At 74.9% G+C, this 24175-nt stretch carries 24 protein-coding genes and 1 pseudogene; 9 read left to right on the top strand and 16 right to left on the bottom strand.

What is annotated here, in order from left to right:
- A partial coding sequence (locus ABT023_RS26620; RefSeq protein ID WP_350889163.1) for a glycosyltransferase family 4 protein occupies positions 1-821 on the top strand: 821 nt, incomplete at its 5' end.
- A gap of 94 nt (positions 822-915) precedes the next feature.
- Here the strand turns inward: ABT023_RS26620 and ABT023_RS26615 are convergent.
- The 4 genes from ABT023_RS26615 to ABT023_RS26600 form a co-directional block, all read right to left on the bottom strand.
- Positions 916-2199 (bottom strand): citrate synthase, encoded by a 1284-nt coding sequence (locus ABT023_RS26615; protein WP_350889162.1) that lies wholly within the window; start codon positions 2197-2199, stop codon positions 916-918.
- Positions 2200-2443: 244 nt separating this feature from the next.
- On the bottom strand, positions 2444-4468 hold the full coding sequence (locus ABT023_RS26610) for a sulfatase-like hydrolase/transferase (RefSeq protein ID WP_350889166.1): 2025 nt from the start codon (positions 4466-4468) through the stop codon (positions 2444-2446).
- A 13-nt stretch (positions 4469-4481) separates the two neighbouring features.
- A complete protein-coding gene (locus tag ABT023_RS26605; RefSeq protein ID WP_350889160.1) occupies positions 4482-5912 on the bottom strand; it encodes a class I SAM-dependent methyltransferase in 1431 nt (476 codons plus the stop codon).
- Positions 5913-5927: 15 nt separating this feature from the next.
- The gene (locus ABT023_RS26600) at positions 5928-6077 is read right to left on the bottom strand and encodes a hypothetical protein (protein WP_350889158.1); all 150 of its coding nucleotides are present in this window, start codon (positions 6075-6077) and stop codon (positions 5928-5930) included.
- 193 nt (positions 6078-6270) lie between these two features.
- Here ABT023_RS26600 and ABT023_RS26595 point away from each other — a divergent pair, with 193 nt between their 5' ends.
- Positions 6271-6669 carry a VOC family protein gene (locus ABT023_RS26595; RefSeq protein WP_350889157.1) on the top strand — a complete coding sequence of 133 codons (399 nt, stop codon included), beginning with the start codon at positions 6271-6273 and terminating at the stop codon, positions 6667-6669.
- Positions 6670-6698: 29 nt separating this feature from the next.
- Here the strand turns inward: ABT023_RS26595 and ABT023_RS26590 are convergent, their stop codons facing one another.
- The 4 genes from ABT023_RS26590 to ABT023_RS26575 form a co-directional block, all read right to left on the bottom strand.
- Complete coding sequence (locus ABT023_RS26590; protein ID WP_350889156.1) at positions 6699-7385, bottom strand: helix-turn-helix domain-containing protein; 687 nt, start codon at positions 7383-7385, stop codon at positions 6699-6701.
- Positions 7386-7496: 111 nt separating this feature from the next.
- Complete coding sequence (locus ABT023_RS26585) at positions 7497-9005, bottom strand: HAMP domain-containing sensor histidine kinase (RefSeq protein WP_350889154.1); 1509 nt, start codon at positions 9003-9005, stop codon at positions 7497-7499.
- Positions 8983-9723: a response regulator transcription factor gene (locus ABT023_RS26580; protein WP_350889164.1), complete on the bottom strand. Its 741-nt coding sequence runs from the start codon at positions 9721-9723 to the stop codon at positions 8983-8985. The genes ABT023_RS26585 and ABT023_RS26580 overlap by 23 nt, the downstream gene beginning before the upstream one ends.
- Before the next feature lie 136 nt (positions 9724-9859).
- Positions 9860-10084 (bottom strand): DUF8847 domain-containing protein, encoded by a 225-nt coding sequence (locus ABT023_RS26575; RefSeq protein ID WP_350889153.1) that lies wholly within the window; start codon positions 10082-10084, stop codon positions 9860-9862.
- 190 nt (positions 10085-10274) lie between these two features.
- On the opposite strand from ABT023_RS26575, the gene ABT023_RS26570 reads away from it, so the two are divergent.
- From ABT023_RS26570 to ABT023_RS26560, 3 genes are all read left to right on the top strand, one after another.
- Positions 10275-11234 (top strand): serine/threonine-protein kinase, encoded by a 960-nt coding sequence (locus ABT023_RS26570; RefSeq protein ID WP_350889152.1) that lies wholly within the window; start codon positions 10275-10277, stop codon positions 11232-11234.
- Positions 11235-11383: 149 nt separating this feature from the next.
- Positions 11384-11809 (top strand): OsmC family protein, encoded by a 426-nt coding sequence (locus tag ABT023_RS26565; RefSeq protein WP_350889150.1) that lies wholly within the window; start codon positions 11384-11386, stop codon positions 11807-11809.
- Between the two features lie 243 nt (positions 11810-12052).
- The gene (locus ABT023_RS26560; protein WP_350889149.1) at positions 12053-12898 is read left to right on the top strand and encodes a hypothetical protein; all 846 of its coding nucleotides are present in this window, start codon (positions 12053-12055) and stop codon (positions 12896-12898) included.
- Positions 12899-12953: 55 nt separating this feature from the next.
- Here ABT023_RS26560 and ABT023_RS26555 read toward each other — a convergent pair whose 3' ends face one another.
- The 5 genes from ABT023_RS26555 to ABT023_RS26535 form a co-directional block, all read right to left on the bottom strand.
- On the bottom strand, positions 12954-13442 hold the full coding sequence (locus tag ABT023_RS26555; protein WP_350889147.1) for an ATPase: 489 nt from the start codon (positions 13440-13442) through the stop codon (positions 12954-12956).
- A gap of 129 nt (positions 13443-13571) precedes the next feature.
- A complete protein-coding gene (locus ABT023_RS26550) occupies positions 13572-14018 on the bottom strand; it encodes a response regulator (RefSeq protein ID WP_350889145.1) in 447 nt (148 codons plus the stop codon).
- A 70-nt stretch (positions 14019-14088) separates the two neighbouring features.
- The gene (locus ABT023_RS26545) at positions 14089-14436 is read right to left on the bottom strand and encodes an STAS domain-containing protein (protein ID WP_350889144.1); all 348 of its coding nucleotides are present in this window, start codon (positions 14434-14436) and stop codon (positions 14089-14091) included.
- A 77-nt stretch (positions 14437-14513) separates the two neighbouring features.
- Positions 14514-15578, bottom strand: coding sequence for a cobalamin B12-binding domain-containing protein (locus ABT023_RS26540; protein ID WP_350889143.1), 1065 nt, complete (start codon positions 15576-15578; stop codon positions 14514-14516).
- A gap of 25 nt (positions 15579-15603) precedes the next feature.
- Positions 15604-17346, bottom strand: coding sequence for a PP2C family protein-serine/threonine phosphatase (locus ABT023_RS26535; protein WP_350889141.1), 1743 nt, complete (start codon positions 17344-17346; stop codon positions 15604-15606).
- Between the two features lie 222 nt (positions 17347-17568).
- On the opposite strand from ABT023_RS26535, the gene ABT023_RS26530 reads away from it, so the two are divergent.
- Positions 17569-17904: an STAS domain-containing protein gene (locus tag ABT023_RS26530; protein WP_350889140.1), complete on the top strand. Its 336-nt coding sequence runs from the start codon at positions 17569-17571 to the stop codon at positions 17902-17904.
- Positions 17905-17975: 71 nt separating this feature from the next.
- Here ABT023_RS26530 and ABT023_RS26525 read toward each other — a convergent pair whose 3' ends face one another.
- The gene (locus tag ABT023_RS26525) at positions 17976-18293 is read right to left on the bottom strand and encodes a hypothetical protein (protein WP_350889138.1); all 318 of its coding nucleotides are present in this window, start codon (positions 18291-18293) and stop codon (positions 17976-17978) included.
- 209 nt (positions 18294-18502) lie between these two features.
- Between ABT023_RS26525 and ABT023_RS26520 the strand changes: the two are divergent.
- The 3 genes and pseudogenes from ABT023_RS26520 to ABT023_RS26510 all read left to right on the top strand — a co-directional run.
- Positions 18503-19153 (top strand): annotated as a pseudogene (locus ABT023_RS26520) (DUF2267 domain-containing protein); the annotation flags it as partial.
- An 84-nt stretch (positions 19154-19237) separates the two neighbouring features.
- Positions 19238-20029 carry a spermidine synthase gene (locus tag ABT023_RS26515; RefSeq protein WP_350889136.1) on the top strand — a complete coding sequence of 264 codons (792 nt, stop codon included), beginning with the start codon at positions 19238-19240 and terminating at the stop codon, positions 20027-20029.
- Between the two features lie 62 nt (positions 20030-20091).
- Complete coding sequence (locus ABT023_RS26510) at positions 20092-21150, top strand: AI-2E family transporter (protein ID WP_350889134.1); 1059 nt, start codon at positions 20092-20094, stop codon at positions 21148-21150.
- 42 nt (positions 21151-21192) lie between these two features.
- On the opposite strand, the gene ABT023_RS26505 is transcribed toward ABT023_RS26510, so the two are convergent.
- Both ABT023_RS26505 and ABT023_RS26500 read right to left on the bottom strand, forming a co-directional pair.
- Entirely contained in the window at positions 21193-22494 is a 1302-nt protein-coding gene (locus tag ABT023_RS26505; protein WP_350889133.1) for an NAD(P)/FAD-dependent oxidoreductase, read from the bottom strand.
- A gap of 329 nt (positions 22495-22823) precedes the next feature.
- Complete coding sequence (locus ABT023_RS26500; protein ID WP_350889131.1) at positions 22824-23981, bottom strand: ThiF family adenylyltransferase; 1158 nt, start codon at positions 23979-23981, stop codon at positions 22824-22826.
- Between the last annotated feature and the right edge of the window lie 194 nt (positions 23982-24175).

Below are 24175 nucleotides of genomic sequence, written 5' to 3'. Positions count from 1 at the left end.
GCGGCGAGTCCAACCGGGTGATCGCCTGCTCCGGATACATGCGCGACGAGGTCAACGCGCTGTTCGGCGTGCCGACCAGCCGGATCGACGTGGTGGCCAACGGGGTGGAGCCACACCGCTGGAAGGTGCCGGCCTCGGCGGTCGCCTCGGCCCGGGCCCGGTTCGCCGGGGACGGCCCCCTGGTCACCTTCGCCGGCCGGCTGGTGTACGAGAAGGGCGTGCAACACCTGCTCGCCGGGCTGCCCCGGCTGCGCGAGCGGCACCCCGGGCTGCGCGCGGTCATCGTCGGCGACGGGCCGTACAAGTCGGCGCTGGAGGCCGAGGTGCACCGGCTCGGCCTCGGCGGCATGGTGAGCATGCCGGGCTTCCTCGGCGGCACCGACCTGCCCGCCGTGATGGCGGCCTCGGACTGCTTCGCGGTGCCGAGCATCTACGAGCCGTTCGGCATGGTCGCCCTGGAGGGGGCCGCGGCGGGGGCGCCCCTGGCCGTCGCCGCGACCGGCGGGCTCGCCGAGATCGTCGAGCCGGGCGTCACCGGGATGACCTTCGCCCCGCAGGACCCGGCCGGGCTGACCGAGGCGGTGCACGCCCTGCTGTCCGACCGGGAGCGGGCCAGAGCGCTGGCCCGCCGGGCCCGCGCCATGGTGCACGAGCAGTACGGCTGGACGGCCATCGCGCACCGCACCGCCGCCGCGTACGCGGCGGCGATCGCCAAGGCCCCGGCGTTCACCGCGGAGCGCGCCGAACGCCGGATGACCGAGGGCCGCGCCCCGGCACACATCGCCGATGGCAACCTCCTCGCCGCCGCCGGCCTCCGCTGACCACCCACCCCCACCCCGGTCGGGGCGGGGGCACGGAGACGGGCCGCCGACCCCGGTGGGGGTGGGCGGCCCGTCGTCGTCGGGGAGCCGGTGCTCAGCGCTCCGCTAGCGGGGCGTACGCCCGCTCGGGGGAGCCGGTGTAGAGCTGCCGGGGACGGCCGATCTTGGTCTCCGGGTCGTTGATCATCTCGCGCCACTGGGCGATCCAGCCGGGGAGCCGGCCGAGGGCGAAGAGCACGGTGAACATCTTCGTCGGGAAGCCCATGGCCTTGTAGATCAGGCCGGTGTAGAAGTCCACGTTCGGGTAGAGCCGGCGGGAGACGAAGAAGTCGTCGGCGAGGGCGATCTCCTCCAGCTGCATCGCGATGTCCAGCAGCGGGTCCGGCTTGGCCATCCGGCCGAGCACGTCCTGGGCGGCCTTCTTCACGATGGCGGCGCGCGGGTCGTAGTTCTTGTAGACCCGGTGACCGAAGCCCATCAGCTTCACGCCGTCCTGCTTGTCCTTGACCTTGCGGACGAAGGACGCGACGTCGCCGCCGTCGACCTGGATCTTCTGCAGCATCTCCAGCACAGCCTGGTTGGCGCCGCCGTGCAGGGGCCCGAAGAGCGCGTTCACGCCCGCCGAGACCGAGGCGAAGAGGTTGGCGTTGCTGGAGCCGACCAGCCGCACGGTCGACGTGGAGCAGTTCTGCTCGTGGTCGGCGTGCAGGACGAAGAGCATGTCCAGCACCTTGGCCATCACCGGGTCGACCTCGTACGGCTCCGCCGGCACGCCGAAGGTCCCCCGCAGGAAGTTCTCCACGTAGCCCAGCGAGTTGTCCGGGTACAGCAGCGGCTGCCCGATGGACTTCTTGTAGGCGTACGCGGCGATGGTGGGGACCTTCGCCATCAGCCGGACCGTGGACATCTCGACGTGGGCGGGGTCGAACGGGTCCAGGCTGTCCTGGTAGAAGGTCGAGATGGCGCTGACCGCCGACGAGAGCACGGCCATCGGGTGCGCGTCGCGCGGGAAGCCGTCGAAGAACCGGCGCATCTCCTCGTGCAGCAGCGAGTGCCGCGAGATCCGCTCGCTGAACTCGGTCAGCTCCTGCTGGCCGGGCAGCTCGCCGTAGATCAACAGGTAGGAGACCTCCAGGAAGGAGGACTTCTCCGCCAGCTGGTCGATCGGGTAGCCCCGGTACCGCAGGATGCCCGCGTCGCCGTCGATGTAGGTGATCGCGGAGGAGCAGGCCGCGGTGTTGACGAAACCGGGATCGTACGTGGTCATCCCGGTTTCCTTGAGAAGCTTGCTCACGCCGATGCCGGCGGGGCCCTCGACCGCCGCCTGCACCGGCATCGACAGCTGCCCACCGGGGTGATCGAGCTTGACTTCCGTCATGTGGTTCCTCGCTTCGCCGGCAGATCTACTTTGAAATTGCCTTCGCATTCACCGTAAACACGGTTGCGGGAACCCCGCTCGCCGTGGTTCGGCGGTGAGGTATGCGTCACCCGATTCCCGGCCCACAGGCGGGGAAACTTGGCGGACGCGAGCCGGGCGACGAAACGGGGCGAAGTGGCACGAAGGTCCCACTCGGGCGCGTCCCGCGCCGGCAGGAACGCCTTGCACCGGGCGGGCGAAACTCTCAGGAAACACTCAGTCGGCGCAGCTCGTCGCCGGGGTCGACCCGGTAGACGTCCAGCCGGTTGACGCCGGCCCGGAACAGCCGGTCGTCGGGGAGGAGGGCGGCGAACCGCCGCCCGCCGGCATCGGGCGGCACGACCGGGACGACCGCCCCGATCCGGCCGTTGACCGCGACGGCGAGCAGTGTGCCGTCGCGCACCGACGCACCGACGGTGCCCCAGACCAGGGCCGGCAGTTGGCCGGTGTCCGGGTCGACGGCGCGGAACGCGGCGAGGTCGGCGACCCGGGCGGTACCGCCGACCGGCCGCTCCCCCACGGCTGCGCCGACCAGCGGGTGGGGCGGCGGCTGGGGCGGCGGCTCCGGCACCCCGCCGGGGAGGCTGACCGGCTCGCCCGGCCGGTCGTAGAAGCGCTTGTCGGCACGCTCGCGCGGGGCCTGCCGGGCGGAGCTCCCGTCGACCTTCCAGGGGATCCGCACCTGCGCGTGGTCGGCGACCGTGGGCAGCAGGTCGACGTGTTCCCAGTTGCGGTCGTCGACCCGCCCGGCCCGCTGGCCGGGCTCCTTGACGAACATCGGCACCCAGGCCACCTGCCCGGCCGCCGCGCGGACGGCGGTCATCCCGCGCCCCTGGAAGCCGTTGTCGAAGCTGACCCCGTGGTCGGCGGTGACCACCACGAGGGCCTTGTCGTACAGGCCGGTGGCGCGCAGGGCGCGCAGCGTCTCGCCGATCAGCCGGTCGGTGTACCCCAGCTGGGCGAGGTGCCGCTGCCGGGCCAGCTCGACCCAGCCCGCGCCGTCGTTGGGCAGGTCCTGCGGGGCGGCGTAGCGGGCCCCCGACGGCAGGAACGCCCAGGGCGCGTGCGGCATCAGCAGGTGCAGGAAGTGCAGGGTGGGCCGGTCGCTGGGGCGCAGCCCGGCCAGGAACGTGGTGAACCGGGCCGGCTGGTTGTCGTCGAGGCTGTCCCAGCGGAACTTCGGGTCGGCCGGGACCGGCTCGGCGGCGTCCAGCCCCGCCTCGGCGGCGGTCAGCTCGCGGTACGACTCCTCGGGGGCGATCCGGCTGTCCACCGGGGCGGTCACCTGGCGCAGCAGCCGGCCGCTCTCCCGGACCAGGGTGCCGAGGCCCTGTGCGGGGCTGGCCGGCTGGTCGCAACGGCTGGGCGGGCAGAGCCGGGTGATGCTCTCCTGCGCCCGGATGTCATACAGGCCGCCGAGGGCGGTGAACAGGTTGTCCGGGTACTGCGAGTAGTGCGGGGCGACCGGCCGCGCCGGATACCGGCCGGTGAGCATGGCCGGCAGCGCGTACGGTGTCCAGCCGCTGACCCCGGTGGCGTTGCGGTACCAGGTGGAGCCGGCCGCCAGCTCCGCGAAGTGCGGGTAGCGGGCGGCGTCGATCCGGGCGTCGGGGCCGAACAGGGAGACCAGCGGCAGCTCGTCGAGGACCAGCATGACCACCGGCGGGTGCTCCCCCGCACCGGCCGCGCCGGCCGCACCGACGGAGCCCCCCGGCAGCACCACCGGCGACGCCGGCGAGGCGAGCAGGAACAACGCCACGAAGGCCGGCGGCCCGGCCGCGGCGACCCGCAGCGCCCACCCCGGGCCACGCCACCGCCGGTGCGCGGCGGCCCCGACCACGCCCACCACCGCCGCGACCAGCAGCAGCGGTACGCCCCGCAGCGGCGTGCCGTGCCGGCCCACCTGGACGGCGAGGGCGGCGAGCAGCAGGCCGACCGTCCCGGTGTGCACGGCGGCCCGGACGCCCCGCCCGGCCAGCCTGCTCGCCGCGCCGAGCAGGGCCACCGGCAGCGTGGGGACCACCGCGATCAGCGCCACCAGGGTCAGGATCTCGCCCCGGGTGGCCCGGTGGAACAGGAAGAAGTCGGGGCTGCGGCCCAGCACGTCCAGCATCGGCTGGGTGACCACCAGCCCGACCAGCGCCACCACCTCCAGCAGCAGGCCCCGCTCCGCCCGCCACCCGGTCCGCGGGGTGGGGCGGCCCGGAGCCGGATCGACGTCCCGCAGGATCGCCGGCGTCGGGTCAGCCACCCACCACCGCCTGGTAGAGCGTCCGGGTGCCCGAGGGCAGCTCGACGTGCCGCTCGATCCGGCACCGGGCGGCCAGCAACCGGGCGAACTCGTCGGGCCGGTAGGCCGGGAAGAGGCGGGGCGGCCGGTTGGCCAGCAGCCGCCGGGCCATCGGGTCGTCCGGGTGGACGAACTCGACCACCAGCCGGCCGCCGGGGGCGCAGGCGTCGGCGAGCTGGTCGACGAGCTGGTCCAGCGGCACGTTGCGCCCGATCGCGAGGTGGTGCACGACGGCGAGGGCCAGCACCAGGTCGGCACGGGCCCGGGTGGCGAAGGCCGCCCGCTCCACGCCCCGCCAGCCGCCCCCGGGCGACGGGTCGGCCAGGTCCATCACCAGCGGCAGCACCCGCCGCTGACCCTCGGCGCGCAGCGTTGCGTACAGGTCGTCCACCACGGCCGGGTCCTGCTCGACGGCGACGACGTAGCCGGCGTGCCGGGCGGCGATCCGGGCGTACCGGCCGTCGTTGGCGCCCAGGTCCAGCACCAGGCCGGGCGGCGGGCCGGCGGTCAGCGCCGCCGCGACGAAGCGCTCCTTGGCGGCCCGGTCTGCCGCCGAGTACGTGCAGGTGCGCCGGTAGTCGACCCAGTGGCTGCGGGCGTGGGGCGGGGCCAGCCGGCGGACCAGCTTCTCGATCCGGCGTACGGCGGCCAGGGCCAGTTCCCGGGAGTACCCGGCGGTGCGCAGTTGCGCCCGCACGTCGCTGGTGGTCGCGGCGGCGTGCCGCTGCTGCATCGCGGAGTGCAGGTGCACGTGGGTGGGTACGCCGGGCAGCAGCCGGCGGGTGCCGGTGAACAGCCGGCGCATCTGCTCCGGTGGGATGCCGTCGACCTGGGCTCGCAGCCAGGGCTGGAAGTCCACGCCGAGGTGGGAGGTGAGCAGCAGCGGGTAGAGCAGGGTCTGGCAGAACTGCCGGTAGCCGGCCCAGGGCTCGCCGTCCCGGGCCGGCTCGAACGAGCCGACGTCGATGAAGACCGGTCGGACGCCGTGCCACTGGAGGTTGTAGGCCGATCCGTCCTTTGTGGTGAAGCCGGCGGCCAGCGCCGCGCGCAGGACCTCCAGGTGCAGCAACGCGGCGTCGCGCAGCATGCCGAACGACCACTCGTACGGGTGGGAGACGAACGGGATGCGCTCGTGGCGCAGGACCGCGGCCCACGGCACTCCGTCGGGGGCGCGGAACCGGTCCGGCGCGACGGGCTCGGTGCCGCAGACCTTGCCGGCGGCGAGCAGCGGCGGGAAGAACTCGCTGGCGGCGAGGGCCCGCCAGTCCTCGGCCGCCCGCGCGTCGAGCCCGCGCAGCACCTCGCCGTCGGCGTAGAAGACGCGGTTGGCCGGGTCGCGGAACGAGCCTGGCTCGGCCCGGACGCCCGTGTCGGGGATGGTCATTCCGGCGGACCCGGCTCAGGAACGGTCGGTGTGCTGGCGGCGGAACCGGGCCGTCAGCCGGCGCCAGTAGAGCTTCGCGGCCACCGCCGCTCCGGCCACCCCTCCGACCACCGCCTGCACGATCAGGCTGCCGGAACCCGCGTCCAGGTAGGCCAGGTGCATCACGGGCCGCTCCTTCCCCTCGCCGTCTCGGAGTCAGCTTCCGGCCCCGCCGCGCAAGGGGTTTTGTGCCGAAAGGCCGGACTTATCCTCATTGCCACCGTACGCGACGACCGACCGTGTCGAGGCCACACCGCCCACTCCGACCGCGTCCGTTCCGTTCAAGACGCGACCCCCGGCCCCGCGTACGGTCGGCGGCATGACACCTCACTTCGACCTCGTCGGCCTGACGGTCACCGACATGGCCCGGACCCTCGACTTCTACCGCCGCCTTGGCCTCGACATCCCGGCCGGCGCGGAGGCCGAGCCGCACGTGGAGTTCACGTCGGCCGGCGGCCTGCGGCTGGCCTGGGACACGGTGGAGACGATCCGCGGCTTCGACCCCGACTGGGCGCCGCCGACCGGCGGCTCCCGGGTCAGCCTCGCGTTCCGCTGCGCCGACCCGGCCGAGGTCGACCGGTACTGGGCCGAAATGACCGGAGCCGGCTTCCAGGGCCACCTGGCGCCGTGGGACGCGTTCTGGGGCCAGCGGTACGCGGTCCTGCTCGACCCCGACGGCACCGGCGTCGACCTGTACGCCCCGCTGCCGGTCGACTGATCCGGGCCCGAACTGCCGGAAACGTCGGCTCAGCCGCGCAGCAGGGCGGCGGGCGGCGCCCCGGCCAGCTCGCGGACGTCGCGGGTCAGGTGGGCCTGGTCGGCGTACCCGGCGCGGGCGGCCACCTCGGCCAGCGGCGTCCCGGCCCGGGCCAGGGCGAGGGCCCGGCGCATCCGCAGGATCCGGGCGAGGGTCTTCGGGCCGTACCCGAAGAGGTGCCGGCAGCGGCGGTGCAGCGCCCGCGCGCCGAGGCCGACCTCGGCGGCGACCGCGCCGACCGACCCCCCGACGGCCAGTCGGGCCGCCAGGTGCGCGCCGAGCGGATCGGGGCCGCCGGCCGCGCGCAGCCGCTCCCGGGCGACCTCCTCCAGCACGGCGGCGACGCCCCGCCCGTCGGCCGTCCGGTCGGCGACGGAGGCCACGCCCGGTCCCCACAGGTCGGACAGCGGCACCCGCCGGTCCCGCAGCTCGGCGGCGGGCAGGCCGAACACGGTCGGCCCGGTGCCGGGCGGCAACCGCAGCCCCACCCAACGCTCACCCGCCGCGCTTGCCGACAGGTGCGCCGTGCGGTCCGGCCCGGCGACCAGCAGTCCCCGCCGCGAGGACCACAGCAGGTCCAGGCACCCGTCGGGCAGCACCCGGGCGGGCCCGTCACCGGTGGCGACGCTCTCCCAGAGCACCGCCCCGGCCACCCTGGCACCACGCTCCCGGTACACGCCCCGAGTTTGCCACCCGTGGTCCGGTCGCCGGCCCGGGCCTGGTCGGGAGGCTCTCTGCCTTGCCCATGCCGGAAGCCTGCACGCCACGCTCGCCCCGCCCGTGACGACCTATGCGTGCGCTGTGGAGTCCGTGGCCTCCGGTAGAGAAACCGTGAACACGGTTCGCCCCGGGCGGCTTTCCACCTCGACCCGGCCGTGGTGGGCGTCCACCACGGCCGCCACGATGGCCAGCCCGAGGCCCGTGCTGCCGTGGGCTCGCGACCGGGAGCTGTCCCCCCGGGCGAAGCGCTCGAAGACCTCGTTCTGCAGGTCGGCCGGGACGCCGGGGCCGTCGTCGGTGACGCTGAGCACCACTCCGGCCGGGACGGGGGCGAGCCGGGTCGTGACGGTGGTACCCGGCGGGGTGTGCACCCGGGCGTTGGCCAGCAGGTTCGCCACCACCTGGTGCAGCCGGGCGGCGTCGCCGGGCACCACCTGCTCCGCCTCGGGCAGGTCGAGCTGCCAGCGGTGCTCCGGGCCGGCGACGTGCGCGTCGCTGACCGCGTCGACGACCAGCGCGGTCAGGTCCACCGGCTCGACCGCCAGGGGGCGGCCGGAGTCGAGCCGGGCCAGCAGCAGCAGGTCGTCGACGAGGCTGGTCATCCGGGTGCTCTCCGACTCGACCCGGCGCAGCGCGTGCGCCACGTCCGGCGGGACGCGGTCGCGGCCCCGGCGGGCCACCTCGGCGTACCCACGGATGGCCGCGAGGGGGGTGCGCAGCTCGTGGCTGGCGTCGGCGACGAACTGGCGTACCCGGGTCTCGCTGGCCTGGCGGGCGGCGAGCGCGGCGGCGACGTGCCCGAGCATCCGGTTGAGCGCGCCGCCGACCTGACCGATCTCGGTGCGGGGGTCGGTGTCGGCGGCGGGGACCCGCACGGACAGCGCCACCTCGCCCCGGTCCAGCGGCAGCTCGGTGACCCGGGCTGCGGTGGCGGCGACCCGGCGCAGCGGGCGCAGGGTGGCCTGGACGATCAGCGCGCCGAGGCCGCCGGCGACGAGCAACCCGGCGGTGGCGACCCCGGCCTGGGCCAGCACCATCCACCAGACCGTCTCCTGGACGACGGCCAGCGGCAGCGCGAAGACCAGCACCCCACCGGAGCCGTCGTTGTCGAGGTCGACGAGCTGCCGGGCCACCGCCCGGTAGTCGCCCTGGTCGCCGAGGTCCACAGTGCGCGGCCGGCCGTCCACGGTCAGCCCGGCCAGCGGGGCCGCCGTGTCGGTGGCGAGCGGCTCGACCGAACCGGCCGGGTTGCGGATCTTCGCCTCCACGACCCGGCCGTCGACCACCCGGACGACGATCGAGCCGGGCGGGAAGCCGGGGGGCAGTGTCACCTCGCGGGGCAGCGGGGGCAGGGCGGGGTACCGGTCCCGCCGGTCCCCGCCGACCCGGCGCTGGTCGAAGGTGAGCTGGTCGTCGACCTGGGCGACGAGGAAGTGCCGCAGCGCCACCGTGGTCAAGCCGCCGATCCCCACGCTGACCAGGGCGAGCAGCGCCACCACGGCGGCCACCAGGCGGGTACGCAGCGGCCAGCCGGCCAGCCAGCGGCGCAGCCGGTCAGTCCGCGGGCCTGAGGACATACCCCGCGCCGCGCAGCGTGTGGATCATCGGCATCCGGCCGGCGTCGATCTTCTTCCGCAGGTACGAGATGTACAGCTCGACGACGTTGGCCTGCCCGCCGAAGTCGTAGTTCCAGACGTGGTCGAGGATCTGCGCCTTGCTGAGCACCCGGCGCGGGTTGCGCATCAGGTACCGCAGCAGCTCGAACTCGGTCGCGGTGAGGGTGACCAGCTGGTCACCGCGGCGCACCTCGTGGCTGTCCTCGTCCAGGCTGAGGTCGCCGACGGTCAGCACCGCGTCCTCCCGGGTGGCGACGGCGAACCCGGAGCGGCGCAGCAGGGCGCGCAGCCGGGCGATCACCTCCTCCAGGCTGAACGGCTTGGTGACGTAGTCGTCGCCGCCGACGGTGAGCCCGGCGATGCGCTCCTCCACCGCGTCCCGGGCGGTGAGGAAGAGGACCGGCACGGTCGGGGTGTGCTCGCGCAACCGGCGCAGCACCTGGAAGCCGTCCAGGTCGGGGAGCATCACGTCGAGCACCACCGCGTCGGGCTGGAACTGCCGGGCGGTGCTCAGCGCCGTCATCCCGTTGCCCGCGGTGCGGACCTGCCAGCCCTCGTAGCGCAGCGCCATCGAGAGCAGGTCGGTGAGCGTGGGCTCGTCGTCGACCACCAGCACCCGGACGGGTTCCCCGTCGGGTCGGCGCAGCTCGATGCGGCCCTGCGCGGCCTGCCCCTCCATGACCATGCCTCCCATCGTGGGACGGTCGGCTGTGCCCCACATCGGCAGACCCTGTGTACCAGCTGTGCGAGCCGGCCGGTGCCGGGACCAGGCATCACGTCGGGCTCGACGGCTCACTCCGGCGGAGCCCGGCCGATCACTGTGACATGCCCAGCGGGTCGGTGCGGACGAAGCGCATGGTCCAGGTGCCGGTGTCGTCCGGGCGGTCGCGTCGGTAGAGGTGGTCGGCGGTCGGCGCCGGGGAGCCGCCCGGGTGGCGCAGCACCCAGCACTGCGGGGGCGTCCCGTCGGACCCGGCCGGCACCTGTCGCACCAGGTCGTGCGCGGGCCCGCCGACGAACCGTACGGTCACCTCGGTCATCACCCCTCCGTTTCGACGCCGTCACCCCGGGTCGACCTTCCCGGTGTGGAAGCTACCGCACCGCACCGGGGGACGCGGGCGGTGCGGTGTCCACACCCCCGGCGGTTTGCCCAGCTCCGACGTCGGGTACCGGGCGGAAGTGACGGGATTGCCGCCCACCGATGGTGGCGAGCTAGACGAGGAGCGGTCGATGAGAATGCTGGACGGGCGCTACCAGCTCGAACAGCGCATCGGCATCGGCGGCATGTCAGAGGTGTGGCAGGCCCACGACACGGTGCTCGACCGGCCGGTCGCGGTGAAGCTGATCTCCCCCGGCCGGGACGAGGCCAACTCGGTGGAACGCATCCGCACCGAGGCCCGCTCCGCGGCCCGGCTGGTACACCCGAACGTCGCCAGCGTGCACGACTTCGGCGCCTCGTCGGTGCCGCCCGGCCGGTCGGCGCCGTACATAGTGATGGAGTTGGCAGAGGGCGACACCCTCGCCGCGCACCTGCGCGCCGGACCGCTGGACTGGCGCATCGCCGTGCGGGTCTGCGCCGAGATCGCGGCGGCGCTGGCCGCCGCGCACGCGCACGGCATCGTGCACCGGGACGTGAAGCCGGCCAACGTGATGCTCACCCCGAGCGGGGTCAAGGTGCTGGACTTCGGCATCGCCACCTCGGCCGACATGCCCGACGATCTGCCGGACGGCATGGTGGTGGGCACTCCCGCGTACCTTGCTCCGGAGCAGTTCGACCGGCGGCCCGCCACCCCGGCCGCCGACATGTACGCCCTCGGGGTGCTGCTCTACTACTGTCTCACCGGCCGGCTGCCGTACCGGGCCGAGAGCACCAGCGAGCTGCTGGGGGCACGCCGACGGCTGCCACCGGAGCCGCTGCCGCCGGTGGACGGCCTGCCGCCGGAGGTGGCCGGGCTCTGCGAGCAACTGATGGCCGACGACCCTACGTGCCGGCCGACCAGCCTGATGGCCGCGCTGCTGCTGGCCGAGGCGGTCGACGCCCGGGTGTACGTGCCGATGCTGGACATGTCCCCGCCCCGCCAGCGCGAAGGGCTGGTGTCCCCGTGGACCGCGCAGGCCGCCACCGAGGCGACCCAGGTGGCAGGCGTCGGCGACCGGTCGGCCGGACCTGGGCCCGACCGGGCGTACTGAGGCCCGGCGCCCTGTCCCGGAGCCTGCGGCCCGCCCGGGCCCCGCGACGGTGGCGGTGCCGGCGTCCACGGCGGCGGCGGGACGGAGCCGGTGGCGGTTTCGCCGGGCGCCGGCCGGGTAGTCGGGCGGGTGACTGAGGGGGGAACGGAATGCCGGATCCGAGTTCCTGGCCGCACGAGGCCACCGCGACGGCGGCGGGGGGCCACGTCCGAACCGACGACGGAGGACTGTCCAGCGCCCTGGCCTCCCCGCTGGCGCCGCACTGCACGGGCCTGACGCCGGAGCAACTGCTGGCCGCCGCCTTCGCGTCCTGCCTGCACCACGCGGCGGTCGAGGCCGCCGGGGAGATCACCGACGAGGCGCACACCGTGCAGGTGCGCGCCGAGGCCCGGCTGGGCCGCGACGACGACGGACGCTACCGGGCCGACGTGCACGCCTCCATCTCGTCGGCCGGGCTGAGCCCGCAGCAGCTCGCCCAACTCGTCGAGCACGCCGACCGGCTCTGGCCGTTCTCCAGCGGCGACAGCACCCGCCACCGCCTCACGGTCACCCCGGCGGAGAACGGCGGGCGCTGAACAGGTATTCGGTCATCACCCGAACGAACGAGTTGATCAAGCTACCGTGCCGGGTCGCGCCGGCTCGGCAAAAGATCTTTCTTGTCGCCGTTACGGCGGCAATGACGGACATGACAGACACACCAGGGATGCCGCTTTTTTTACCCGATCGGACGGATATGGCCGGTCGGAATTCCGCAAATTGTGGCGCAGGCCACCAATTACCCCATGGGGAAAGCGCGCCGGGCTCTCTAGCCTCGGCGGGTGCGTCCCGACCAGAACGCTGAGCAGCAGCCGACCGCCACCCGACCGGATGACCGTTCGACCGATGCCACATCGACCGGGTGGACGGCCGGCCGGCACCGCCGGCCCGAACCGCCACGCCGCGCCGGTCGGGCGCTGCTCGGGTCGACCCCGGTTCGCGCGGCCCTGGCCACCGGCCTGACCTGCTGCCTCGGCGTGGCCGCCTTCGCCGGCACCCGGCACGCCGACACCGACCCCGAGCCGCTCCGCGACGCCCTCGCCGACCGGGCCGCGGTCGCCGCCGAGGCCGAGCAGCGCGCCTCCCGCTCCCTCGACCGCACCCCCGCCGCCCCGCCGACGCTCTCCCCCACCCCGACGGCGAAGTCCAGCCCGGGTGCCGGCCGCAAGCCGAAGCCGGTCGGGCCGTCCCGCCCCCGTCCGGTCGCCGGCCTCGACCAGCTCCAGATGAACAACGCGAAGACCATCGTGGACGTGGGGCGGGGCCTGAAACTGCCCCGCCGGGGCCTCGTGGTGGCGCTGTCCACCGCCATGCAGGAGAGCGACCTGCGGAACCTGGCCAGCAACGTGCTGCCCGAGTCCTACGAGTACCCGCACCAGGGCAGCGGCTCCGACCACGACTCGGTCGGCCTGTTCCAACAGCGACCCAGCAGCGGATGGGGCAGCGTCCGCGACCTGATGCGCCCCGCGTACGCGGCGCGGGTGTTCTACGAGGCGCTGCTGAAGGTCCCCGGCTGGCAGAAGATGAGCGTCACCGCCGCCGCCCAGTCCGTGCAGGTCTCGGCGTTCCCCGACGCGTACGCCCAGCACGAGGAGCGGGCCGCCGCGGTGGTGGCGGCGCTGCTCTGAGCCGGATCGGGCCACCCGTGCCGCGCTCGCCCGCAGGCACCCCTCCGGTCACCGCTCAGCTCGCGGGTGCCCCGCCGGGCGGCACGGACGCGGCGGCCGTCGGGGTGTCCGCGGCCACCGGCTCACGGGCCGGACCGGTGAGGATCTCGTCGAGCCGGGTCGCCCGGAGGCGGCGGGCCGCCAGGGCGGCCTCGACATCCCGGCGGGCCCGCACCGCCTCGGCGTACGCCTGCTCGCGGAGCTGCCGGGCCTCCTCGCGGGCCGCGTCCAGCTCGAACCGGGCCCGGGTCAGGAACTCGGCCGCCTCCCGTTCGGCCTCCGGCGGCGACGACCGGCCCGGGTCCGTTCCGGCCACCTCGGCCCGGCGCCGCTCGACCAGGTCGCACAGGCGAGCCGCCTCCCGCCGGAGCCGGTCCCACTCACGGCCCGTCACGGCGGCGCCCTCCGCCCGCGCGGCGAGCCGGCTCAGCCGGACCGCCAGCTCGTCGAGGCAGGAGTCGACCTGCCGACGGTCGTAGCCGAACTCCACGACGGAGAACCTCATCCTGTCGCCCCCAGGCAGCCGATGCTTCTTCCCACCTGCCGATCCTCGGCGGTGCCGGCGGGACGCCGAGGGGGTTCGGGAGAATTGTTCGGCATCCGGGCGACGACGCCCGCCACCGGGGCGCTCGGGTCAGGCCCGCTTGGGCAGCACCACGACGCGGCCGAAGAACTCGTCGATCCGGCGCACCACGTCGTTGAAGTCGTCCAGGTCGATCGGCTTCGTCACGTACGCGTTGGCCTGGAGGGTGTAGCTGCCGACGATGTCGGTGTCGGCGTTGGAGGTGGTGAGCACCACGATCGGGATGGTGCGCAGGTCGTCGTCCTGCTTGACCTCGCCGAGCACCTGCCGCCCGTCCATCCGGGGCATGTTCAGGTCGAGCAGGATCACGTCGGGCCGGCGGGCCTCGGTGTGCCGCCCCTCTCGGCGCAGGAACTCCATGGCCTCCTGGCCGTCGCCGACCACGTCGATGACCTTGTCGACGTCGGAGTCGGCAAGGGCCTCCTCGATCATCAGAACGTCGCCGGGATCGTCGTCCACCACGAGGATACGAACGGGGCCGGGGGTGTTTCCAGCCATGAGTGACCTGCCTCGGATTTGACGCGGACGGCGACCTCACGATCGCCTGCTGGCGGGGAAATCTAGCCCATCACGAGGCGGACTGCGACCTCGGGTGCGCCGTGTCGAACGGGTATCGCAGGACCTCGCCCAGCCCGGTCACCTTCAGCACCCGCTCGACCCGTCCGGTGGCCCCGGTGACCCGGAGCCAGCCGCCCCCGGCCGCGGCCCGGTTGTCGCCCCGGACGAACACGGCGAGGCCGGTGGAGTCGCAGAAGGTCAGCTCGGTGAGGTCGACCAGGAGATGCGACTCCCCCTGGTCGGCCAGCCGGTCGAGGACGGCGTTCAGCTCGGGCGAGGTGCTCAGGTCCAGCTCGCCGGCGAGTCGTAGGCATACCCCGACACCGTCCCGCCGGGCGTACGTGACGGTGAACGTCAACGTGGTTCCCCTCGCTCCACCGCAGGCTGATGCTTGCAGTGGAGCAAGTATAAGCGGTGAGCCGCGGCCCCCCGCACCTACGCACGCTCGACGCGGGCGCGCGGACGCGCGCCCGCGTCGAGCGACGCCCCCGCCGCGCCCAGGAAACGTGCCGCCCGGGGGGAGTCCCGCAGCTCCCCCGCGTAGTGCCCGAGCGTGAACCCGACGGCCGAGGCCGGCACCCCCCGACTGACCAGGATGGCGACCAGCCACTCCACGAACTCGACGAACAGCGAGGCGTCGTCGACGTAGACCGCGGCGGCGAGGAAGTCGACGATGTGGCCGAGGTCGCTGACGGTGGAGTCGAGCTGGGCCGGCGTGTACTCCCGCACCCCGGGAACCCGGTCACGCAGGTCGGCCAGGGCGCCGTCGATCAGGTCACCGCGCCGCTTCACCAGGCTGGCGTACTCGTCGTCGGCGAGCTGCGGGGACAGGTCCGCCGGCCGGACACGACGCAGGGCCCGCTCGTCGGCCACCAGGTCGGCCGCGCCGGGCGCGTCGGGGGCCCAGGCCACCCCGAGCCTGCGGGCCCAGCGCCCGTCGTGGCCGAAGCCTCGCCCGCCGACCACCACCGGCACGTCGGAGCGGCGGCACGCCTCGATCACGCGGTGCGCGTACGGCAGCCGCGTCGGCAACGCGCAGGCCAGCGCGACCGCGTGCGCGTCGTGCCGGTGCAGGTACGACACCAGGTCCACGGCCGGCACGCTGGCCCCGAGGAAGGTGACCTGCCAGCCGCGCAACCGCAGCACCTCGGCGACCAGCCGGGGCGGCAGGGCGTGCCACTCGCCGTCCATGCAGGCCACGACCACCCGCCCCCGGGTCGGGCGGGGGTTGACCCGGGCGACGACGGCGGCCACGACCCGCTCGCTGATGTGGGTGGCTGCGTGCTCCTGGGCGACACTCCACTCGTTGCGCGCCCACCGCTCACCGACCTCGACCTGGGCGGGGGCGACCAGTTCCAGCAGCACCCGCTCGGCGGGCACCCCGGCGGCGACCAGCCCGAGCGCGGCGTCGACCGCGGCGTACTCGTCGGCCTCCTCCAGTGATCCGAGGAAGCCGTGGTACGAGTCGGCCGGGGAGGCCTCGGCGGGGGCGACGATCACGCGGCGATCTCCTTCGAGAGGGCGGTCAGGACGGGGAGGACACGGCGTGCAGGTGCCGGGCCGGCCGGCCGGGCGGCCCGGTGGCCCGCAACGCGAACACGGCGATGTCGTCGTGGTCGCGCTGGGCCAGCCAGTCGCAGGTGACCTGTTCGACCCGCTCGGCCAGCGCCGGCGCGGGCATCCGCTGGCAGCCGCCGAGGGCACGGACCAGCCGGTCGGTGCCGAACTGCTCGTCGCCACGCCGGCCGCCCCGCGCCTCGGTCACCCCGTCGCTGTAGAGCAGGCAGGTCTCGCCCGGCGCCAGCTCGACGGTCACCTCGCCGATACGGGGGTCGGGAACCACCCCGATCAGCATCCCGCTGAGGTTGATCGACTCCACCTCACCGGCCGTGCGCAGCACCAGCGGGGGCAGGTGGCCACCGCCCGCCATGGTCAGGGTCAGCCCGCCGTCGCGGCGGGGGCGGACCACGCCGAGCACCATGGTGGCGAACCGGCCCTGCCCGTGCGCCAGGGTGGTCTCCAGCAGCGCGTCGTTGAGCAGCTCCAGCAAGCGGCCGGGGTGCGACTCCACCCGGTGCAGCGCCTGGAGGCTCTGGCGGAGCTGGCCGGTGAACACCGCCGCCTCGACCCCCTTGCCCGATACGTCACCGAGGAAGAACATCGATCCGCCGTCGGGCAGCCGGTGCGAGCCGTAGAAGTCCCCGCCGATGCGCAGCCCGGCCTGCGCCGGTCGGTACGCGGTGCCCCACTGCACGCCGGCCGTCTCGGCCGGCTCGACCGGCACCAGGCTGGCCTGGAGGGTGTCGGCGACCTCTGCCTGGTCGTGGTAGAGCACGGCGGTGGTCAGGGCGGCGCCCGCCCGGGCCGCGAAGGCGCGGACCAGGTCGAGGTCGGCCTCCTCGTGATGGTGGGCGGTGCGGCGGGCGACCAGCAGCACGCCGGACGGCAGGTCCCGCCCCGGCAGCGGCACCATCCGGACGCTGGCGTCGGCGGCGGCCAGGCCGGGCAGCCAGCCCGCCTCGACGGCCTGCTCCACGAGCCAGTCCAGCGCGTGCGGCTCGGCGCCGGCGAGCGCCTCGTCGATGGCGGCCGGCAGGTCGACGGCGTTGAGCAGCCCGCTGTCCACGGTTGGGATGTCGTCGGCGGCGGCGCGGGTGGCCCGCCACCAGCGGGCCCGGCCGGAGCGGGGGGCCGACACCAGCACGGCCACCTCGGCCAGGGTGGGCACGGCGAGCCGGACTACCGCGGCGGCGGCCCGGTCGGGGTGCAGCGGGTTGCCGAGCTTCTCCCCCACCAAGGCCAGGAAGGCCGAACGGGCCTGCTCGGCGAGCAACGCGTCGGCCCGGGCGACGCTCTCGGTGACGTCCTCGACGTACCAGCAGCACCCGGCCGCGGACAGCGACACCTGGCGGACCCGCAGCCGGCGGTCGTGGTGGGTGAACTCGCCGACGCCGGACGCGGCGTGCAGGCCCGCGATCCCGGACGCGGCGAGCAGCGCGCCGACGACCACCTCGGGCAGCAGGCGCCCGGCGACCGGGCTCAGGTGCCGCACCACACCACGGGCGTCGCAGACGATCAGGCCCTCGCGGAAGTGCTCGACGACCTCGGACCAGGCCGGGGCCGGTGGGCCGCGGTCGGGGGTGAGCCGCGGCAGCCCGGCCACCGGTCGCGCCGGCACGTCGGCGGTCCATGCCGGAGCCGGTGCGGTACTCGGCGAGGAGATCCGCCCGTCGCCCGGGTCCGCGCCCCTGACGTCGGCAGCGGTCACCAGCTGAGCCCCACTCTTCTCGACACCCGCCCCTCACCAAACGGCGTATGTGGTCCGATCCCACCCCACCCCACCCCACCCTACGCCGGTGCGCCGGCACCGCCACCTGACACCATCCTGACCAGCCGGCCGCACCGGCCCGCCCGCCGCCTCGGGGCAACAGGCGTCCGCCCGCCTGAACCCCGGGGTTTGCCGCTCGCGGCCGACTGGGAACATGGGCCCATGCCCTCTCCGCTGTTGACCATCGAGGTGACCCGGCCCGAGGCCGGACGCGCCCGGCTTCGGCTGACCGGCGAGCTGGACTTCGACACCGCGCCGGAGCTGACGGCCACCGCCGAGGCGCTGCGTCGGGACGGCTTCCACGAGCTGGAGATCGACCTGGACGGCGTCGGGCTCTGCGACTCCTCGGGGCTCAGCGCGCTGGTGGTGATCCACCGCAGGGGATCCGGCCCGATCCGGCTGACCGGGGTGGGCGGCCAGCTCCAGCGGTTGCTCGACCGCACCGGCCTGAGCGAGGTGCTCGACGCCGACGCCGACGCCGCGCGCGACGTCGGCTGACCCCGGGCCCGAAGGGCAGGGGGTGGCCCCCGAACCCCAGGGACCAGGAGTCGGGGGCCGGGAGGGTGGCCTCAGGTGGCGGTCACCGGTTGCAGGCGCGGCCCGTCGGCCCGCCGTTCGGCGTCGCCCGGCGGGGGCTCCGCGTCCTCCGGCGCTCCGGAGTCGGGCGTCTGGAACAGGTAACGGACGAACTCCCCACCCGCCTCGTTGTCGTCCGCCCCGGGCCACTGCCCGGTGCAGTCGACGCCGACCACCTCACGGCCGACGCCGTCGGACTCCTCCAGCAGGGCCCACAGGCTCACCCGGTAGCACCTGGTCGCCTGCGGCGTGAGCCGCCAGCGGGCGTACCAACCGGGACGGGCGGGGACGATTTCGACGATCCTCTTCATGACGACCTTCCCTTCCGCGTGTGTCGGAAGTACTCCGGCCCACCCCGATCGTGGAGCCCGGTCGGGTGAGCCTGGCTCACCCGCCCCGGATGACGCCGCCCCCGGCCGCCCGTCGGCCGTCCCCGTGTCGCGGGCTCGGCCGTTTCGGCCCCGACGACGCCGGGAAGGCGACGGTCGAGACAACGGACCGGAGAGGGGCGAGGTGTGCCATGCGTAAACAGATGGAGGGTGACAACCAGCGCCGCCGGGCGCTGGCCCGCCAGGCCCGTGAACGGGGCCGGCAGGCCAGCGAGACCGGCGCGAGCCTCAGCGCGTCCAAGCAGCTCACGCACCTGGACGGGGGTAAGCGGGCCGGGCCGCCGCCGGCCGGCCGCCACAAGCCCGACACCACCCGGGGCGGGCCGGCCCCGCCGCCGGCCGCTCCCGCGCCGGCCGCCCGGCCGCAGCCGCGCCCGCAGCGCGGCCCCGGAGGGGCTCCGGGGACGATCGGCGTGGGCTACCGGGAGCTGGTCGACGACGTCGGACGGCGGGCGGGCGTCGACTTCCGCACCGCGAAGGTGGCGGCCGAGGCGACCGTGTTGACCCTGGCCTGGGCGCTGGACCAGGCCGCACGGGAGCGGCTGCTGACGGCCGTGCCGGTGTCGCTGCACGACGTGGTCCCGGTGGACGGCATCGAGCGCCACCACGACCTGCCCGGTTTCCTCGCCGAGGTGGCCCGGCTCAGCGGCCGTACCCCGGAGCAGGCCCGCTACCAGGCGGAGGCGACGCTCGCCGCGCTGGCCGACCGGGACGGCGACCTGGTCGCCTCGCTGCACGTACCGGACGGTCTGCGCGACCTGCTCGGCTCGGCCGCCGGCGGTTGAGGCGCGGGCCGGCGGGCCAGCCGTGCCCGCCGGCCCCGCCGCCCGGAGGTGAAGGCCGGCCGCGGCGGCTACGGTGCCGGGATGCACACCGCCGCCGACGGCCCGCACCTGGTGGTCGACCCGGCCCGCCGCACCGGGCGCACCCTGCTCGCGGGCGGGGTGGCCCAGTCGTACGTCGACGTGGCCGATCCCCGACACCTGCACTTCGAGTACGTCCGCCGGATGGCCGCCGTGGTCGACCTGGCGGCGCCGCCCGGCGCCCCGGTCGACGCGCTGCACCTCGGCGGGGGCGCCCTGACCCTGCCCCGTTACGTGGGGGCGACCCGGCCGGGCTCCGCCCAGCTCGTGGTGGAGCGGGACCCGGCCGTGGTCGAGCTGGTCCGCCGCGAGCTGCCCGCGCCGGGCGCCGGGGTACGCGTCGTCGTCGCCGACGCCCGCGAGGCGGTGACCGCGGCCCCGTCCGGCGGGTACGACCTGGTGCTCGCCGACGTCTACCGGGCGGCCCGGATGCCGGGGCACGTGGCCAGCGTGGAGTTCGCCGCCGAGGTGGCCCGGGTGCTCCGCCCGGACGGCATCCTGCTGGTCAACGTCACCGACCTGCCCCCGCTGGTGTTCACCCGGTCCCGGGTGGCCACGCTGCGGGCTGTCTACGCCGACGTGTGCCTGGTCGCCGACCGGCGGATGCTGCGCGGGCGGCGGTACGGCAACGTGGTGCTCGCCGCCGCCGGCCGGGCGTGCCGGTTGCCGGCCGACCGGCTGGCCGCGCGGGCGGCCCGCGACCCGGTCCCCGGGCAGGTGCTGCACGGGTCGACGCTCGACGAGTTCGTCGGCGGGGCCCGCGCCGGCACCGACGACTCCCTCGGCGTCACCTGAGCCGCCCCGGGCCGCCCACCGTCAACGGGTTTCCGGCCCGTCGGCGGGGGTAGCCGCGCCGGATGAGGAGCGCCGACGACAGGGTCACCGCCCGGCGGGCCGCGATCGTCATCGGCCTGGTGCTGGCCACCCTGCTCGGGCTGTCCCTGATCTGGGCCACCCGGCGGCTGGTGGTCTGGGCCGTGGTCGCGGCGTTCTTCTCCGTCGCGTTGAAGCCCCTGGTCGACGGCGTGCAACGGCGCTTCCTGCGACGCCGCGCGCTGGCCACCCTGGTGGTCTTCCTGGCCGCGTTCGGGGTGCTCACCGCGCTGATCGCGGTGATCTTCCTGCCGCTGGTGGACGAGCTTGGCCGGTTCGCCGACCGGGCCCCGGACCTGCTGCGGGAGACCCGGGCGGGGCGGGGCCCGGTCGGCGAGGCGCTGGAGCGGCTGCGGCTGAGGCGGTACCTGGCCGGCCATTCCCACCAGATCGAGCAGTACGGCAGCCAACTGCGCGAGCCCGCCGTCGGGCTGGTCCGGCGCGTGCTGGAGACCCTCGCGGGGCTGATCACCGTGATCGTGCTGGCGTACCTCATGGTGCTGGAGGCCCCGAGGATCACCGCAGGCGTGACCGCCCTGCTCAGCGACCGGGCGGCGGGCCGGGCCCGGCGGATCGGGCGGGGCGTGTCCCGGGTGGTCACCGGCTACCTGACCGGGAACCTGCTGATCAGCCTGATCTGCGGCGTCCTGACCTTCCTCGTGCTCGTCCTGACCGGGGTGCCGTTCGCCGGGGTGATCGCCCTGCTGGTGGCGATCGCCGACCTGTTGCCCCTGGTCGGCGCGACCCTGGGGGCCATCCTCGCGGGCGGCGCCGGGTTCCTGCACTCCCCCACCGCCGGGATCGTGGTGCTGGTGTTCTTCGTCGTCTACCAGCAGGTGGAGAACCACCTGCTGCAACCGGTGATCATGGCGCGGGCGGTCCAGCTGAACCCGCTGACCGTGCTGGCCAGCGTGCTGTTCGCGGCGGAGCTGGCCGGCCTGATCGGGGCGCTGCTGGCCATCCCGGTCGCCGGGATCGGGCAGCTGCTGCTGCGCGAGTTCGGGCCGGGGAGCCGCCGCCAGCGCCCGGCCGACGAAGTCTGATCCCGTGCCGGCGGGCGAAGGGTGATCGCCGGCGCCGGGCGCTCAGCCGTGCCGGACCGGGACCTCCGGCGACGAGCTCTCCAGCGGCACGGCGTTGGCGGGCACCAGGCCGAGCCGCACGGCCGGACGGGGCAGGGTGGCGTCGAGCAGCCAGTCCGCGCCGATCCGGGCCCGGTTTCCCGGCATGGCCAGCAGGTGGTAGCCGCGGGTGACGGCCTTGGCCGGCAGCCCGGACAGCGACACCTTCAGCGGGTTCGCCGCGGCGTCCTTGCCGCCGAGGTCGACCACCCAGCCCAGGTCGTGGTGCTTGTACGGCCGGCGCCGGCCCTGCCCGTAGGAGGCGGCGATGTTGTGCGCCGCCAGCTTGCCCTGGCGCTGGGCGTGCTGGGCGGTCATGGTGCAGACCTGCCCGGGGCGGGTCAGGTCGGGCACCGCGGCGGCGTCGCCGCAGGCGTACACCTCGGGGAAGCCGGGGACGGTGAGGTACTCGTCGACCACCAGGCGGCCCTTCTCGGTGCGCAGGCCGAGCTCGGCGACGAACGGGTCGGGGCGCACCCCGACGCACCAGACCAGGCTGCACGTGGGCACGCACTCGCCGTCGGTCAGCCGCACCCCGTCGAACATGGCCTCCGCCACCGACGTACCCATCCGCACGTCGACGCCGCGCCGGCGCAGCACCCGGTCGGCGGTCACCGACATCCGCTGATCCAGTTCGGGCAGCACCCGGGGGGCCACGTCGAGCAGCATCCAGCGGGGCCGGACTTTCAGGTGCGGGTGCTGGGCGACCAGCCGGTCGGTGAAGAGCTGCCCGTGCGCGGCCACCTCGGTCCCGGTGTAGCCGGCGCCGACCACCACGAAGGTGGTGCGGGCCCGCTGCTCGGCCGGGTCGTCGGTCAGCTCGGCCAGCTCGATCTGGCGAACCACGTGGTCGTGCAGGTAGAGCGCCTCGGGCAGGCCGCGAAAGCCGTGGGCGTACTCGGTGACGCCGGGGATGGGCAGCAGCTTGTTGACGCTGCCGACGGCGAGCACCAGGCGGTCGTAGGCGAGCCGGCCCTGGTCACCCTCCGGCATCGTGTAGCCGACCCAGCGGTTCTGCAGGTCGATCCGGTCGGCCTCGCCGACGACCACCCGCACGCCGTCGAGAGTGCCGCTGAGCGGCACCGAGATCCGGCCGGGCTCTACCACCCCGGCGGCCACCTCGGGCAGCAGCGGCAGGTAGAGGAAGTAGTCGGTCGAGTTCAGCAGGACGATCTCGGCCCGGTTCCGGGCGATCCCGCTCAACGTCTTCGCCGCGTGGTAACCAGCGAACCCGGCCCCCACGATCACCACCCGAGGCTTCGTCATGGGGGGTGCCGTTCCCACCGCCGACCAGGGCAAACGTCAGGAATCAGTCCGGCTGGAGCCGGACGTGGGCGGTCCCGGCGGTCAGGCCGCCGATGCTGTCCGGCGGCATCCTCCGGGGGGTCGGGCGCGGGCCCCGGCCTCAGTTGCCGCTGGGGTTGCTCGCACCGGTCGTCTCCACCTTGTCCAGCTTCCGGATGACTATCTGCTCCACGGTTCTCACCTCCCTCCGAGTGGGTCGGGCCCGGTCCCACCTCCCTCTGCGAGGGTCGGGACCGGGCCGGGCGCGCAGCTCGTGCGGCAGACCCGGCAGCGGTCGGGGGCCTCGACGCTCATCGGCACGCCGACCGGCCGGCGACGACCGCCGCGTCGACGGGTGTCCCGCCGCAGCCGGCCGGGCAGCGCGGGTGCGGCGGGTGGGCGATGAGGAAGTGCTGGTCGGGGGCGACCAGGTTGATCCCCTGGAGCTGACCGGGCCGAACGGCCGGCACGCCGGTCAGCAGGGCCGTCGCCAGGTGGGCGGCGAGGTGCCCGGACAGGCCGGCCGAGGACGCGCTGACCGCGCTGCTGCTCTCCCGCTGCACGGTGTACTCGGCGGCCGGGTCGTCCCGGCGACGCTTGTCGTGCTCGGCGAGCCAGAAACACTCGTAGCACGGGCCCACCCGGGGCAGGTACGCCGCCGCCGTCACCACCGGGCCGTGGTACCCGGCGTCCACCCAGGGGGTCGCGGTGCCCAGGCAGACCCGGTTGGCCCAGGCCCGGATGGCGCCCGGCCGGTCGGCGCAGAGCAGCAGCACGTCGCAGCCGGTGACCAGCCGGCGCAGGTCGCCCTGCCCGCGCACCTCGGACCGCTCGCCGGTGACCTCGATGTCGGAGTTGAGCCGGCGCAGCCGGGCCACCGCGGCATCCGCCTTCGGCCGGCCGATGTCGTCCTCGGCGTACATGGTCTGGCGGTTGAGGTTGGACAGCTCGACCACGTCGGGGTCGACGCAGTGCAGCCGCCCGACCCCGCCGGCGGCCAGGGCGAGCGCGGCGGCCCCGCCGGTGCCGCCCAGCCCGACCACGACCGCCCGGGAGCGCTTCAAAGCGAGCTGCGGCTCCCAGGACGTGGCGCGCGGAACCAGGTCGATCCAGCGGTGGAACCGGCGGCCGCGGTCGTGGCGCTCCCGGTCCCGGTCGGTGAGTTCCGGCGGGTCGGGGGCAGCCGCGTCGGTGAGATACCCGGCGGCGGCGAACAGGTCGAGCGCGGCGCGGACGGCGCCGGCCTTCTCGCCCGGATGCGCGGCGAGCACCTGCCGGACGATCTCCTCGACGCCGCGGGTGCCGTCGGCGGCGCACAGCGTCGTCCAGATCGCGCCGGTGGGATCGAGCACCTCGGCCGCGATGCCGTAGACCGAGCCGCCCACGCGGATCCGGCCGCCCGGCAGCCGGTGCAGGCCGTGCTCGGGTTTGATCTGGGGATGCCACCCGGACGTCGCCAGTGATGCCATCGATCCTCGCCCCCGAACGGCAGATCGCTGTCCCGGGAATCAGCCTCGCGCAGTCGGGCCGGGGAGCGCAACACCCGGTGGCCGATCGGGTACCCGCGCCGCCCCTACGGGCACCGCGGCGGTGGCCCGGCGCCGGCCCCCCCCAGCGCGCGTCAGCTGGAGCCAGAAAAACGCAAAAAAGAAGAGCGGGGAGT

It is taken from the genome of Micromonospora sp. NPDC002296, assembly GCF_040296145.1.
GTDB lineage: Bacteria > Actinomycetota > Actinomycetes > Mycobacteriales > Micromonosporaceae > Micromonospora.
Note: the sequence above shows the minus strand (reverse complement) of the source record. Positions and strands in the feature narration are given on the sequence as shown.